The sequence below is a fragment of the Paenibacillus sp. FSL R5-0475 genome (assembly GCF_038004585.1).
Lineage (GTDB): Bacteria > Bacillota > Bacilli > Paenibacillales > Paenibacillaceae > Paenibacillus_AQ.
The window spans coordinates 3,666,026-3,680,617 of record NZ_JBBORK010000001.1; the positions used below are offsets into that span (position 1 = coordinate 3,666,026).

13 protein-coding genes and 1 pseudogene are annotated in these 14,592 nt (G+C 45.1%); 2 read left to right on the forward strand and 12 right to left on the reverse strand.

Going from position 1 to position 14,592, the window contains the following annotated elements; genetic code table 11:
• Window positions 1-35 precede the first annotated feature (35 nt).
• The 6 genes from MKX41_RS16500 to MKX41_RS16525 form a co-directional block, all read right to left on the reverse strand.
• Window positions 36-659, reverse strand: coding sequence for a DedA family protein (locus tag MKX41_RS16500; RefSeq protein ID WP_076284441.1), 624 nt, complete (start codon window positions 657-659; stop codon window positions 36-38).
• Between the two features lie 17 nt (window positions 660-676).
• Window positions 677-2,626: an ABC transporter permease gene (locus MKX41_RS16505; RefSeq protein ID WP_340971931.1), complete on the reverse strand. Its 1,950-nt coding sequence runs from the start codon at window positions 2,624-2,626 to the stop codon at window positions 677-679.
• Complete coding sequence (locus tag MKX41_RS16510) at window positions 2,601-3,371, reverse strand: ABC transporter ATP-binding protein (protein ID WP_076300832.1); 771 nt, start codon at window positions 3,369-3,371, stop codon at window positions 2,601-2,603. Before MKX41_RS16510 ends, MKX41_RS16505 begins: the two co-directional genes overlap by 26 nt.
• 85 nt (window positions 3,372-3,456) lie before the next feature.
• On the reverse strand, window positions 3,457-4,455 hold the full coding sequence (locus tag MKX41_RS16515; protein WP_042190583.1) for a sensor histidine kinase: 999 nt from the start codon (window positions 4,453-4,455) through the stop codon (window positions 3,457-3,459).
• The gene (locus MKX41_RS16520; RefSeq protein WP_340971935.1) at window positions 4,452-5,153 is read right to left on the reverse strand and encodes a response regulator transcription factor; all 702 of its coding nucleotides are present in this window, start codon (window positions 5,151-5,153) and stop codon (window positions 4,452-4,454) included. The genes MKX41_RS16515 and MKX41_RS16520 overlap by 4 nt, the downstream gene beginning before the upstream one ends.
• An 851-nt stretch (window positions 5,154-6,004) precedes the next feature.
• Window positions 6,005-6,799 carry a TIGR00266 family protein gene (locus MKX41_RS16525; protein WP_042190589.1) on the reverse strand — a complete coding sequence of 265 codons (795 nt, stop codon included), beginning with the start codon at window positions 6,797-6,799 and terminating at the stop codon, window positions 6,005-6,007.
• Between the two features lie 446 nt (window positions 6,800-7,245).
• Between MKX41_RS16525 and trhO the strand changes: the two genes are divergently transcribed.
• Entirely contained in the window at window positions 7,246-8,142 is an 897-nt protein-coding gene (gene trhO / locus MKX41_RS16530; RefSeq protein ID WP_042190591.1) for an oxygen-dependent tRNA uridine(34) hydroxylase TrhO, read from the forward strand.
• Window positions 8,143-8,399: 257 nt separating this feature from the next.
• Here the strand turns inward: trhO and MKX41_RS16535 are convergent, their stop codons facing one another.
• The 6 genes and pseudogenes from MKX41_RS16535 to MKX41_RS16560 form a co-directional block, all read right to left on the reverse strand.
• Complete coding sequence (locus MKX41_RS16535) at window positions 8,400-9,071, reverse strand: YitT family protein (RefSeq protein WP_076284668.1); 672 nt, start codon at window positions 9,069-9,071, stop codon at window positions 8,400-8,402.
• Window positions 9,072-9,388: 317 nt separating this feature from the next.
• Window positions 9,389-9,889 (reverse strand): Crp/Fnr family transcriptional regulator, encoded by a 501-nt coding sequence (locus MKX41_RS16540; protein ID WP_076284669.1) that lies wholly within the window; start codon window positions 9,887-9,889, stop codon window positions 9,389-9,391.
• Between the two features lie 274 nt (window positions 9,890-10,163).
• Window positions 10,164-12,092 (reverse strand): PTS fructose transporter subunit IIABC, encoded by a 1,929-nt coding sequence (locus MKX41_RS16545; protein ID WP_339266385.1) that lies wholly within the window; start codon window positions 12,090-12,092, stop codon window positions 10,164-10,166.
• 38 nt (window positions 12,093-12,130) lie between these two features.
• A complete protein-coding gene (pfkB, locus tag MKX41_RS16550) occupies window positions 12,131-13,042 on the reverse strand; it encodes a 1-phosphofructokinase (protein ID WP_340971940.1) in 912 nt (303 codons plus the stop codon).
• A gap of 146 nt (window positions 13,043-13,188) precedes the next feature.
• Entirely contained in the window at window positions 13,189-13,806 is a 618-nt protein-coding gene (locus tag MKX41_RS16555; RefSeq protein ID WP_340974950.1) for a DeoR/GlpR family DNA-binding transcription regulator, read from the reverse strand.
• Window positions 13,780-13,962, reverse strand: a pseudogene (locus MKX41_RS16560) (DeoR family transcriptional regulator); the annotation flags it as partial. The gene MKX41_RS16555 and the pseudogene MKX41_RS16560, both read right to left, overlap by 27 nt.
• A 309-nt stretch (window positions 13,963-14,271) precedes the next feature.
• Between MKX41_RS16560 and MKX41_RS16565 the strand changes: the two are divergent.
• Window positions 14,272-14,562, forward strand: a complete 291-nt coding sequence (locus MKX41_RS16565) for a hypothetical protein (protein ID WP_076300787.1) — start codon at window positions 14,272-14,274, stop codon at window positions 14,560-14,562.
• Window positions 14,563-14,592: the final 30 nt, after the last annotated feature.

The following is a 14,592-nucleotide window of genomic DNA, read 5'->3' on the forward strand; positions in this document are numbered from 1 at the left end:
TTAATCATAACTTTTATCTATATGTCCTTCTCGGCTCAACCTTCGGTGTTCATTTTCCGGCTGCGCTTGCGGAAGAACAAATACCCAAGGATCACTACTCCACCTGCAAGAAGCACGTACACTACGTTGGAGTACATATCCATATACATGGCGATGTCTTCCCAGGACTCACCCAATGCCGCACCAATAAGCACCAGCAATAGATTCCATCCCAGCGTACCAATCGTTGTGAAGATCATAAACACTCCAAATTTCATGCCCGACATCCCTGCAGGGATCGAAATCAAACTACGCACTAGTGGAACCATCCGACAAAATAATACGGTCCAATAGCCATATTTGTCAAACCAAGCGTCAGCCTTGTGGATGTCCTTTTTGCTAATCCGGAGTAGGCCGCCCCAGCGTTCAACGATCTTTTCCAATCGATTTACATCCAACAAACGACCGATATAATAGAGAATTACTGCACCCAGCAGTGAGCCAAAAGTAGCAGCAATAATTACACCAGGAATGGTCAAATTCGTTGTGGTTGTCATGAATCCGCCAAAAGGAAGGATCACTTCGGAAGGAATCGGTGGAAATATATTTTCAAAAGCGAGCATCAGGAAAATACCAAAGTAACCAAACTGCTCCATAAAATCTGTAATCCATGCTTGCATTTCGTAACCCCCATTATTCAGATCAAGTTCTTCTTCAAGTTGCGTAAATAACGGCTGCGAATAAAAAAGAAGTAAAGTCCCTGGACAACCAAATATCCCAATAACACCGCCCCGGTCTCCACAGCAATAGATAAGTAAAACAACCGCTGAAGCGCAATAAAGGCAAACACACTATGCAAAATGGCTATCCCAACCGGAACAAAAAACAACAACGACAATTGTATCGTTACAATTCGGTTTAGCTCTTGATCTGTAAGTCCCATTTTGGACAATGTAGAATATTGATGACGATCATGATCTAGATCTGTATACAGCCGGAAGTAAAGGAAGCTGCCTGCTGCAATGAAAAATACAGTACCCACCAGTAAAGAAGCGAATAGCATCGTGTTGTACAATGTTCTCTGTATTTCAAACAGCGTGCCGCTAACAACAATCGCGTATGGCGAGTTACTTTCATAGGACTGTTTCCCTTTATGAGCAAGATCCGCCGCTATACCTACTGTTCGCGGGAAATCATCCATGTAAAATCCTGTATACAAATCGGTCTGTACGGGATGAATGGCCTTGTAAAGCTCATCGCTAATCACAACACCACTGAAATCTCCCCCATCCCTTCCATCCAGCTCCGGCAATAGATATTCGGCAATCGGAACATGCTGGGTATAACCCATTTCTCGAATGGAAAGACCTTGCTTCAAGCTGTATATCGGCTTTACTCTACCCGCTTGCAGACTCCGGTCTCGTTGCGAACCGATCATCACCAGTCCTTCATCTCCACTTAGAGGCTGCTCATCCGTCGTAAACCCTGCACGAAGCAGAGCAAGCTTATAATCACTGTAAGCAATCAAGGGAAGCCTTAACGTGCGATCTGGCCCGGTCTGAGATTCCACCTCTGCGTATTTAATCGGAATACTAAGTGTCTCATAGGGTAAACCGAGCGTTGTAAGCTCTTCCTTAATTTCGTCCAAATGCTGATCAAAAGGATCCTGCAATTGATTGCCTTTGGCTACATAACCAACTGCTGCGGGATAGTCCAATTTCAACTCTCTGGAAAGCGTATGGATCGATGCGAATACTCCCACTGAAGTAAAAGATACTGCGGATACAATCGTCACCATAAAAAACATTCGGGCATTCTCTTTCCAGCGGTAAGACAAGCCCGATAAAGTAATAATATTCGTGTGGTTCCAATACAGGCGCCGGATCGCCTTAAGTAGTTTAACAGTGTAAATACTGAGCTGAGTATAAAAGAGATAGGTACCCGCAACCGTAATTATAACGACCGGGAACATCACCTTTTCAACCGAAGCCGCTTGTGCTGTAGCTGCCATAAAATAGCCCGTTAACAGCAATAAAGCAGACAGTAAGGATAACACCAAGGAAACTTTAGGTTCCTCTTCTGCTTTTCGTTCTCCCTGAAACAGCCGCATCAGTGATTCATTCCCAATAAAGAAGAACGTGCTTAGCGAGATTAGAATAAATAACAGCGCAAAGCTACATATCGTTAGTACAAGGGCCTGCCATGGAAGATGAAACGTTAAAAGAGGTATCCCTAGAAAAGTAGATCCGATCATCAAAAACAACTTACCTAGAATTAACCCAAGTAAAGTACCTGTCAGGATGGCAGAGGTGCCGATCATCATATTTTCCAAAAATACCATCATGTTCAGCTGTCGCTTCGTCATTCCATGCATCAATAAAATCCCAAACTCCATCTTACGTGACTGCAGGAACGATCCGACCGATACAAGAACGAACAAGGAGCAAAACACATAAATAATGGCTTCTGCCGCCATCATTGTATGAGCAGCTGTACTATAAACCAAGCTCTTAGAAATATCCGGATGGTAAATAAACAATGCGCACACAAAAAAGATCATCACTGAAAAAGCACTGACGACAAAATAAGCCGCATATTTACGCTTGTTACGTGTAACATTCCTATAAGCGAATTGCCGAAAGGTCATGGCTAGTTCCCCCAAGCAGAGACAACATATCAATGATACTTTGGAAGAAGGCGCCTCGGCTGCTCCCCCTGTACATTTCACTATAGAAACGTCCGTCTTTAATAAAGATGACTCGGTTACAAAAGCTCGCGGCCACTGCGTCATGTGTGACCATCAGCACGGTTGCCCCTTCTTCCTGATTCACCTCTGTCAGCATATTCATGACTTCACCTGAAGCTTTGGAATCCAGATTCCCTGTAGGCTCATCTGCTAAAATCAATGAAGGACGATGAATCATCGCCCGGGCGATGGCGGTCCGCTGCATCTGTCCACCTGAAATCTCGTATGTCCTTTTTTGCAGCAAATGCTCAATGTCCAGCATACTTGCTACTTCTTTCAATCTGCTCTCCATTTCCGTAACACGGACACCAGCAAGCGTGAGAGGCAGCACAATGTTCTCCTCTACAGTGAGCGTATCCAGCAGATTGAAATGCTGAAAGACGAAACCAAGCTCATGGCGGCGAAAGAGTGCCTTTTCTTTTCTGCTAAGCAGATTGGGATCTCGGCCGTTGATCAGAATCTGACCGGAGGTCGGCTGGTCGATGGTTGCGATCGTGTTGAGCAGTGTTGTTTTTCCACTCCCCGAAGGTCCCATAATGCCAACAAACTCCCCTTTTTCAACAGAAAAACGGATATGATTCAATGCCTGAGTGGACACTTTACCCTCATATATTTTTGATAAATTATGAACATCTAGAATGGGCAAGTGTTACCTCTCCTTCTTTCGACTGGATTGCCTTCATTATACAAAGTGTATACACAGGCTGCCATTTCTCTAACTTACAATGACCTTACATTTTTGTAAGGTAGGACTCCCTAAACACTATCCGCACGGTCGTGCCCTTACCTTCTTCTGAGCAAATGCTCACCTCGTGACCAAGTTTTCCGCAGATCTGTTTCACAAGATATAGACCCATCCCCGTGGATTCTTGAAAGGTTCGTCCATTCACACCTGTAAAATAAGGATCAAACACACGCGGCAGATCACCTGCTGGAATGCCAACCCCTTCATCTCGTATCTCCAGTACTGCTCTCTTTTCTTCTTGTATGTACCCATGGAAATATACATGTTTGCCGACTTCCGTCGTATACCGTATTGCATTCGTAATAATTTGCGTAAGCACAAAACTTAGCCATTTCTCATCTGTGGTTACGGCGATTCGTTCATCTATTTTAATAGTAGGAAATATACGGTTACGTATGAACAGACGCTTCTGCTCTGAGGTCACGCTACGTACGAGGGTTTCCAAATCCAAACGTTCCACGTAAAAATCATGCTCAAAAGTATCTAGCCGAGCCGTATAAAGTACAGTGTCCAGTCCTTTTTTCAGACGATCCAGTTCATCACCTATCGCCGTAAAAGGCGGTCCGTCTTTATCTTGAATCATCAAATGGATGACAGACAATGGCGTCTTCATCCCATGCACCCACTGATTAATAAAGTGAATATGTTCCTCCAGCTTGTGGCGGTAGCTGTGTAAATCATTTTTGTAGAGGCGGAATTGTGACCCTAGTAGTCCTCGTAAACTCACAGCAAGCGGAGAATCCTGTGATGGACCGCCAGCTTCATCTAGAGAGGTGGGTACAGTCTCCAGTCGTTCATAGAACGTACGATTGCTGATATACCGATAAGCGAGGTAGCCAAGCAGCAGACAAGTGCTGAGAAGAGCAGCGTACAGACTAACACTCACCCCACTGCCCCCATCCAGCCGATATACTAGTGTGATCAAGATGAGCTGTGCTAGATAGACAACAATTAAAGGGATCTGCTCCCTTAAAAATAGCTTCAATCCTCATCCCCCCAATTCGGAATCAAGCGGTAGCCTTGACCTCGAACGGTTTGTAGACCGTCCGTAATCTCAAGAGCGGCAAGCTTTTTACGTACACGGGTGACATAGACATTAAGCGTATTCTCATCCACAAAGGCTTGATCATCCCAGATTTTTTCGAGCAGTCTGTCGCGGGTAACGATAGTTCCCGACTTTTGCATCAGCTCATCTAGTATCTTGGCTTCCGTGTGACTTAAATCCACTTTGGCTTCTCCTCGGGTAAGGACTAGTCGCTCCACATCCAGTGCCATTCCGGCAACGGTTAGGGTACGCTCATTGTTGCTTCCCGCATAGGTACCGTAGGCGCGTCGCAGCTGGCTTTTAATTTTGGCCATCGCAATTTCGTAATCAAAGGGCTTCGTAATATAATCGTCGGCTCCGTTCTCCAACGCCATCACCTGATCCATTTTGCCATCGCGGGCAGATATAAAAAGGATAGGGCAGGTGGAAATCCCACGAATCTGGCGGCACCAATAATACCCATCGTATTTTGGCAAATTAACATCTAAAAGAACCAAGTGCGGAGCGAACGTCTCAAACTGAGTGCGAACCCGCTCAAAATCATTCACAGCCTGTGTTTCATATCCAAACTTATGTAAATAATCCTGTAGCAGAGCCACCAGTCCACGGTCATCTTCTATAATAAATATTTTGAACATATCATGCCTCCGGTCACAGCCTTAACAATATAGTACGTGTTCAAAAAGTACGGTTTTCAGCACCGAGAAGATTGGATGAAGGTAGAAACTGAGGAGCGGAGCGTAGTGGAAGCTACGTGAGCACCGGAAGTTTCGCCTGAATTCAATATTCGATGTCGAATAATCTTCTTGGAATACTTCGTGATCAAAAGCGGACTTTTTGAACAACCTCTTATAAGGGCTTTGCCAAATAATATATACATCGCGGACAGGGTTAGTCAAATTGTTAGGGGGATTGTGCGATAGATCATCATGCGTAACGTGAGGCAAATCGTCATGCCTAACGCGAAGCAGGTATTTGATGGTTATGAATTAAACTATCCCAAGCCCAACCTCTAAAAAAAGACCCGTGAATGAGCATAATCATTCACGGGTCTAACTATATAGTTAGTTGCAGATACAGTAGCGGTGGACATCACAGAGTCGATAATACAAACGTCGAATGTTGATATCACATCGAACATAAATAACCAATGTCTTGCTGAAGCAATTAGAAATGGATCCGGCCATTTCTACGGGATTTATACCGTTCTTTTGGCTGGATTCGCTCGATCCAGCCATTTCTACGGGATTTATACCGTTCTTTTGGCTGGATCCGCTCAATCCGTGCAAATCTAGGGCATTTTTACCCCTCTTTCGCTCCATTTGGGCCATTTCCCAGAAATCTAGGGCATTTTTGCCCCTCTTTCGCGCTATTCGGGCCAACACGCACAAGACAAGGGTATTTCTGCCCTTGTCTCCCCCTAATAAGCCCACTCGCTAAAACCGCTCATTCTCTGCCTCGAAAGTTCTACCCTCAACCTCGCCGAAGCCTATCTGCCATCCAGCAGATTGCCGAGTCCCCCAAGTACGCTGCCTTCTTCTTTACGCCCGCTGTTACCGGCAGCGGACAGAATGCGGTCAGCCATACGGCTGAACGGCAGTGACTGCACCCACACCTTGCCGGGTCCGCGCAGCGTGGCGAAGAACAGGCCCTCGCCGCCGAATAGGGCGGTTTTGACACCTTTTACAAATTCAATATTATAATCCACGGAAGACGTCATAGCGACAAGACAACCTGTGTCCAGCTTGAGCGTCTCTCCCGGCTGTAGTGTGCGTTCCATAACGTAGCCACCAGAGTGTACGAATGCAAGACCGTCGCCCTCCAGCTTTTGCATAATAAAGCCTTCTCCACCAAAAAAGCCGGTGCCCAGCTTGCGCTGAAATTCAATACCGATCGAGACGCCCTTCGCCGCACAGAGGAATGAATCCTTTTGACAGATCACTTTTCCAGCGTATTGCTGAAGATCGAGCGGGATGATTTTTCCTGGATATGGAGCAGCAAAGGTGACACTTTTTCGTCCATAAGAACCGCTATGTGTGAATACGGTCATGAACAAGCTTTCCCCTGTCAACAGACGCTTGCCCGCACCCATCAGCTTACCCATCAGTCCGCTTCCGCGCGTCCCCCCACTACCATCACCAAAGATTGTCTCCATCGTAATTTCCTGATCCATCATCATGAAGCTTCCAGCTTCGGCAATTACACTCTCTCCGGGGTCAAGCTGCACCTCCACACACTGAATTTCCTCGCCCATAATGACATAATCAATCTCGTGAGCACTCATCCCGCAGTTCCTCCTTATTATTAAAGTCACCATGTGACTCTTCGAATGAAAATTAATACGCACGTTGTGATTCACGGTTTCGCCAATCATAACTATCCATGTCATTCGCCTATATCCAACAAAAAAAGTCAACCAACATTCTGGCTGACCTTAATCGTAGTATCCCCGAAAAATGCAGTTTATACCAGCCGACAAAACGACTACATCCACTGATCAGCAGCGGCAAAATATCGTCTCCTCCACTCGCGCCGACACTTCGCAGACTTCCCCCATAGATAGGTATGATGATTCAGACATATTCATTGTGCTGTTTTTCTTACTAATATCCAAGTTTTAACCATTACCGATTCAAGAGTATCTTTTTCAAGTCTTGATAATATGTTACAATACTTTTTATACTTAAACGTTTATTTAGTAGTCTAATTCTAATGATAAAGGTGAAAAGAATGAAACCACAATCGGAATATGCAATTCTGCTATACTATAAATTTGTAAAAGTGCCTGATGCCGAACAATTCGCTCAGGAGCATTTGGCTTACTGCAAAGAGCTTGACGTAAAGGGACGAATTCTCATCTCAGATGAGGGCATTAACGGGACACTGTCCGGTACGATTGCCCAAACCGAGCAATACATGAAGGATTTGCGCGCAAATCCGCTGTTTAGCGATATCGTCTTCAAGATCGATGAGGCTGATGGTCATGCCTTCAAAAAGATCTTCGTTCGTTATAAAAAGGAACTCGTGACGTTCCGGGTCGAGGATGAACTGGACCCTAACGTGATCACCGGAGAGCATCTGGCGCCTAAAGATTTCTATGAAATGATGCAGCGCGATGATGTGGTAATTCTGGATGGTCGTACCGGCTACGAATTCGATCTTGGTCATTTCCGCGGTTCCATCCGCCCTGAAGTAGACAGCTTCAAAGAATTCCCGGACTGGATTCGCGAGAATATGAGCGAGCTAAAAGATAAACCAATCCTGACCTACTGTACAGGCGGAATCCGCTGCGAGAAATTAAGCGGGTTTATGATGAAGGAAGGCTTCCAGCAGGTGTACCAGCTGGATGGCGGCATTGTGACTTATGGTAAAGACCCTGAGGTACAGGGCGAACTGTTCGATGGAAAATGTTATGTCTTCGATGAGCGGATCTCCGTACAGATTAATCATACCGACGGGGATATCATTGTCGGACGTTGCCATCACTGCGGTCAGCCAGCTGACCAATTCATCAACTGCGCCAACGATGCTTGCCACCTTCAGCATATTTGCTGTGAGGACTGTGAAGCACAGCACAGTGGTCATTGCTCGGACGAATGCGAAGCTATCACGAATGCCGTGGGCTAAATAAAAGGGCAAGCTGGTCGCAAATGTCTCTACACGATTCAAAGACGAGCACAAGAGAGTCTTAAATTAACTAAAAGGTGGCGTACAGGATTTTCACTGTACGCCACCTTTTGTTATGAGCGAAACGTCCAAGCAACGCCACTGAGATCTTCAACCCTTTAAATCACGTCACTTATACAACAAAAAAAGTCAACCAGAAATTCTGGCTGACCTTAAATATAGTATATCCCCGAAATAAGCTGTTTATACAGTCTTATTCATATTACCGTACCATCATGTGGCTTACGCAGCGTAGACTGAATCTTTGGCGCCTTCACTAACTTTGGTTTACCTAAAGAGGTTGTAAAGGTGATCACATAACCAGCTACAACTACCGCCATCACCGTATACATCGTTTCTCTAACAGGCATATAGAAGAGTGATAATGCCAGAACGACTACGTCCAACATGATGAATACTGTACCTACTTTAATTCCCTTCCATTCACTGATCAGCAGCGACAAAATATCGTCTCCACCACTTGCGCCGCCGCTTCGCAGAATAATTCCCGCGCCTAAACCTGTCAGTACGCCAGACAAAAGAGCTGCTAATGCCAAGTTGCTCTGCAAGTTGATGACCAAACCGGAATAACGTTCCATGAGTCCGTAAAAGATTGTAAAAGCTCCTACAGAAACAAAGGTGTTGCACACGAACGCTTTCCCTTTGAACATCCATGCAATCAAGAGTACTGGAACGTCTAGAAGCAGAGTTGAAATTGAAGGTGAAATTCCTAATACATATTTGCCGAGTAGCGATAATCCTACGAATCCGCCCTCAGACAAATGGTTCTGAAAATTGATGTGATAATAAGCAAATGCAAGCAAAAATGTTCCAAACAAAATGACTGTCAACCGGAGCAGTACATTCACTCCGTAATTGTGGTTCCTCATACAGGTCTCCCCTTATCGTATATGGCGGCTAAACGTCCCACCAACCTCTACGACGGGTAAAACCGGAGGTATTGCTCCTTCGCATATATATACTCCTTCCCCTCGCAGAGGCGGTTCGTCGAGTAACAACGGTTCACGCACCTTCTACAGGGAAGCTAAGTATAAGACAGATCATAACGTTTCCAAATCGTCCTTTGGGGAATCGTCCTTCGGGGACACATGGTATCCTGATCCTTTCTGTAATTTAATAAGTTCTGAATACATTATACCACGGAGATCCCCCACTCTAAACACTTCGCTATAAAAATAGGCAGGAATCACTCCACGGTACGCAACAAACGATTGACTGTTTCGCGTCTCACACCGATCAATTGTCCAATTTCTTCCTGTGTCAAAAGCTCTGTTAGCGCTGCGCCATGAGAGTAGTCATTGAACCAACGGGTTAAGAGCTCCATACGTTCTGCGGGTGTTCCAACAGTAAGGTGATCTAGCCGAGTCTGCATAAACCGTACCTTCTCCTGAAGAAGGATAGCGATCTCCATCGCTCGACCTGGCTCATCCCGTACCTGTTGATACCATTCCGCTGAAGGAACTGCCTCCACCTCGCTCTTCATCATCGCAACCGCTGTTCCATGCGCCTCCTTTGGCGAAATGAGTGAATGATGGGGAACCATCTCACCAGGATACAAGATGTTGAATAACACCATGTTCCCATTTTCATGAAGCCTTGTTACCTTGAACAGCCCACTTTTCACCTTATATAAGAATTCGCAGCTGTCCCCTTGACGGAACAAGACCTCCCCCTTGTGCAGTATCATCTCGCTCGCTCCTTTGCCCTCTTGTTATATATATTTTCAATTATACAAAAATAAACCTCAATGAAGGAGATTATTCTCGTAAGGGTAGAGGGGTATACGTGGTCAAAGTTTAGGTAAGAAGAAACGCCTTTGGCTTCCTCTTAGAGACGATGATCGTTTCTGCGAAAAATAGAAGGATAGTTTTTAGCGTAAACTTAAAAATTCTTATATTTCAAAAAACTGCCGAGCACCAGAAGAAGCGTCTGGCACCCAGCAGTTCAAATTATTTATTTTATTACTTTGCCTCAAGAGGTTTCTTCCATAATCCGAGCATTAATCCGGAAATAACAGATCCGATCAGAACGGCCAATAGGAACAACAACGCATGACTCGAAAGCGCGGCTACAAAGATCCCACCATGCGGTGCTGGAACGTTGATATTCCAAAACTGAGTGAGGCCACCTGCTACGGCTGAACCTAGGATACAAGAAGTCAGGACACGCAGTGGATCGGCAGCGGCGAATGGAATCGCCCCTTCTGTAATGAACGATAAGCCCAATACATAGTTTGTTAACCCTGACTTACGTTCTGATTCTGTAAATTTGTTCTTAAAGAAAGTAGTAGCAAGCGCTATTGCAAGTGGAGGAACCATACCGCCTGCCATTACAGCCGCCATCATGAATCCGTTAGTATTTCCACTGGTAGTGAATACCCCAATGGCAAAAGTGTAGGCCGCTTTATTGAAAGGACCTCCCATATCAATAGCCATCATTCCACCGAGAACGAGACCCAGAATTACTGCATTAACGGTTCCAAGATCGTTAAGCCAATTAATGAGTCCTACGTTCATCCAGCTAAAGATTGGATCGAACAGGTAATACATCAATCCACCGGTTATCAATAGACCAAATACCGGATATAACAGAATCGGCTTTAATCCGTCGAGCGTTTTTGGCAGACCTGCAAACACTTTGCGCAGACCGATAACAACATAACCAGCTAAGAAACCTGCAGCCAGACCGCCGAGGAATCCAGCGTTGGAATTCAGGGCCATATAACCGCCAACCATACCTGGCATCAGGGCTGGACGGTCACCAATACTAATCGCAATAAATCCAGCAAGAACCGGAATTAGGAAATGGAAGGCACCATCACCGCCACCAATCGTCTGCAGCAGCTGAAATAGAGGGTGATTCTCTCCACCGACTTGTTCAATCAGGAAGGAGATCGCCAGCAGAATACCACCGCCGACTACAAACGGCAGCATGTGAGAGATACCGTTCATCAAGTCCTTGTATATTTTACTGCCGATACTGCCGGATTTCTCTTTCGACTCTCCTTCATTACCACTACGACCTTCATTATGGTAAATCGGTGCATCGCCGTTCATTGCTTTGCGAATGAGCTCTTCCGATTTGCGAATACCGTCACTAACCGGTCTTTGCAGTACTGGCTTACCATCAAAACGGGCCATTTCCACTTGTTTATCGGCTGCCACAATTACACCACTTGCACGCCGAATCTCGTCGGGTGTTAAGACATTTTTGGCACCTTCTGAACCATTTGTCTCTACACGGATATTAACTCCCATTTCCAGAGCCTTCTTCTTGAGCGCATCTTCAGCCATAAAGGTATGCGCAATTCCAGTAGGACAAGCAGTAACAGCTACGACGAATGCTTGGGAATCCGGGTTGCCGACGATTAGCTTTTCAGGTTCTGACTTCTTGACAGCTTCAGCAGCTTCGCTCTCTTTCTCCTTGGCTTCTCCTTCCGCCTGCTTCGCATCGAACAAGGCGGATACCTCATCTGGAGTTCGGGTATTCATCAGCTGTTCAATGAATTCACTATCGATCAACAGTCTGGACAGCGAGGCCAATGTACGAAGATGCATGTTGCCCGCTCCTTCTGGGGCGGCAATCATAAAGAAGATCCGAGCCGGCTCATCATCAAGCGATTCGAATTCGACGCCCGTCGCACTCTTAGCAAACACAACTGTCGCTTCATTCACCGCTTTAGTCTTGGCATGTGGCATTGCGATACCGCCACCAATCCCAGTACTTGACTGCTCTTCACGCTTCAGGATCATCTCTTTAAATAGAACAGGATCATTGATACGACCACTTGCGGCAAGACTGGCAATCAATTCATCAATTGCACCTTCTTTAGTGGTTGCTTTTAAATTCATAATCATTGTATCTTTTATCATCAAATCCGTAATTCTCATATCTTCCAACTCCCTTGAGTACTTTGAATGCTGTTAGCTTACACTTCTGAGATGTTGATCAGCGGTCTCAGCTGCTCAATGAATGCTCTATCTGCCAGGTCATCAGAGAAAGCTGTTGCGCTACCTGAGGCAACACCTGCACGGAAAGCTTCCATTAAATCTCCAGTCAAAGAAAATGTGCCAACGAATCCAGCGATCATAGAATCGCCTGCGCCTACAGAATTCTTTACTGCTCCTTTTGGAGCATTGGCGTGGTATACCCCCTGTTCCGTAATGAACAAGGCACCTTCACCAGCCATTGAAACTAACACATGCTTCGCGCCAGCTTCGAGCAGCTTGCGACCATAAGTTATAATTTCTTCCTTAGTCTGTATCGTAACGCCGAATAGCTCTGCAAGCTCATGATGATTAGGCTTAACGAGCAACGGCTGATAAGGGAGTGCCTTTTTCAGCGCTGAACCTGTAGTATCAATGACAAACTCGGCCCCTCTTTGCTTGCATACAGATATCAACTTGTCATAGAAATCAGCACCCAGTGAAGGAGGAACACTTCCGGACAATATCACAACATCGCCTGCATTCAGAATAGCCATCTTCTGTAATAATGCCTCTGCCTCCGTATCTCGGATGACGGGCCCTGCACCATTAATCTCCGTTTCATCTCCATGCTTAAGCTTGATATTAATTCGGGTATCATCAGAAACAAATACGAAATCACTTGAAATCGACTCTTTCCGCAACCATTCCTCAATATATCGTCCAGTGAATCCACCAAGGAAGCCTATAGCTTTATTCTGAACCTCAAGCTGATTTAACACGCGTGATACGTTGATCCCTTTACCTCCAGGAAGCTTCAAATCACGTTTCATCCGGTTCAAGCCACCTAGTCTCAAATCTTCAACTTCCACGATGTAATCGATGGAAGGATTAAGCGTTACTGTATAGATCATAATTATCCCTCAATTATTTTGGTTTTCTAAGCCATAGATTACCGGCTAAACATGCGGCAAATGTAATTTCTCCAAACGATCTTACAATGATTCCATACCACTCAAATTAAGACATTTTCTAACCGTAGAACATCCTCCACCTAAGGTCATACCAGCGAGAAATCTACGCCCATTTGCGTAATCTCACGGATGAACTTATCAGACGCACCAGAATCAATAATGCAGTGATCCATTTCCGTCACGTCGGCAACCTTACAGAAGGATACTTGACCGAGCTTGCTATGATCAGCCAGAAGAATTACTTGCTTCGCAACCGAGATCATCTTACGTTTGGTCGCTGCTTCAAGCATATTAGGTGTAGTGATTCCTTCTCGTAAGTCTAATCCGTTGGTTGCAAGAAAGGTTTTATCAACTCTTACCATCTCTAAAGAGCGCTCTGTCATCGGTCCTACAAAAGCCAATGTATCCGGCCGCAACATTCCGCCTGTAATCGAGACTTCTATATTGCGACAATCCCGCAGTTCATTAAGCGCCATAATCGAATTCGTAATGACTTTGATATTAGAAAAAGCCCTCAGCTCTTTGGCAATCTGTAGCGTTGTAGTTCCAGCATCCAGCAGAATAGCATCGCCTTCCTGAATCATCTCTACAGCCTTGCGTGCTATCCTCTGCTTCTCATCCAACAATCGATCTTCCTTATCTGGATAAGTCGCCTCAAAGTTAACGCTCTGCAGGGAAACTGCCCCGCCGTGCGTTCGTTTCAACAACTTGGCTTCTTCAAGCTCTTTCAGGTCACGGCGCACAGTAGACTCAGACACGCCCAGTTCCTGACTTAGCTCCTGTACCGAAGCTCTTGAATTCTTTTCCACAAAAAGCACGATTCTTTGTTTTCTCTCTTCCTCAAACAACATCGTGGTTCGCTCCTTTAAGTTACAGTGCTATCCCATTTATTAAATGCGCTTATCTTTGGAAATCCATGACCATTATTTGATTATATCTGACTGTTATTGATCATTTGTGCTCGTTTATGATTTTAACAGCGTTTTCATCATCTGTAAAGCGCTTTAACATTAAAAATCATACTCCGGCAAAATGTAATAAATGGAATGATTTCACGCTTCGCTCAAGCTGAAACAGGCCCATAAGAAAATTACATACCAATTGCCTATCTCCTCACTGGTGTTTAAAACATATTAATACTACATATAGGAAAAAGCGGGTGATCAGAAATGGCCAACGGAAGAAACAACAAAAAAATGGGCGGTAACAGCAACGCTAAGAGTAACGGAAATAGTAATGGAAAAAACAACGGGAACGGTAATAGTGAGGAAACAGCAGAATTAAGTGCTGAAGATTATGAAATCATTGCTGCCGCACTGGCCACTTTAGGGGATTTTTTTGCTTTTTTATCTCTCGTCAAGGCAAGACAAGTTACGAAGGAAACCGGAGGCGAGATTGAAGTACCAGAAATATTCACCCTTTCCACGAAGAAGAAACCTTATAGACGGAAGTTAAGATGATCCACAAAGCCCCCCGAGTGATTTATATGA

Bases quoted from the DNA above. Each gene is read 5' to 3' on its own strand.
- MKX41_RS16500 (WP_076284441.1), bottom strand. From the start codon at position 659: ATGCAAGCATGGATTACAGATTTTATGGAGCAGTTTGGTTACTTTGGT.
- MKX41_RS16505 (WP_340971931.1), bottom strand. From the start codon at position 2,626: ATGACCTTTCGGCAATTCGCTTATAGGAATGTTACACGTAACAAGCGT.
- MKX41_RS16520 (WP_340971935.1), bottom strand. From the start codon at position 5,153: ATGTTCAAAATATTTATTATAGAAGATGACCGTGGACTGGTGGCTCTG.
- MKX41_RS16525 (WP_042190589.1), bottom strand. From the start codon at position 6,799: ATGAGTGCTCACGAGATTGATTATGTCATTATGGGCGAGGAAATTCAG.
- trhO (WP_042190591.1), top strand. From the start codon at position 7,246: ATGAAACCACAATCGGAATATGCAATTCTGCTATACTATAAATTTGTA.
- MKX41_RS16535 (WP_076284668.1), bottom strand. From the start codon at position 9,071: ATGAGGAACCACAATTACGGAGTGAATGTACTGCTCCGGTTGACAGTC.
- MKX41_RS16540 (WP_076284669.1), bottom strand. From the start codon at position 9,889: ATGATACTGCACAAGGGGGAGGTCTTGTTCCGTCAAGGGGACAGCTGC.
- MKX41_RS16545 (WP_339266385.1), bottom strand. From the start codon at position 12,092: ATGAGAATTACGGATTTGATGATAAAAGATACAATGATTATGAATTTA.
- pfkB (WP_340971940.1), bottom strand. From the start codon at position 13,042: ATGATCTATACAGTAACGCTTAATCCTTCCATCGATTACATCGTGGAA.
- MKX41_RS16565 (WP_076300787.1), top strand. From the start codon at position 14,272: ATGGCCAACGGAAGAAACAACAAAAAAATGGGCGGTAACAGCAACGCT.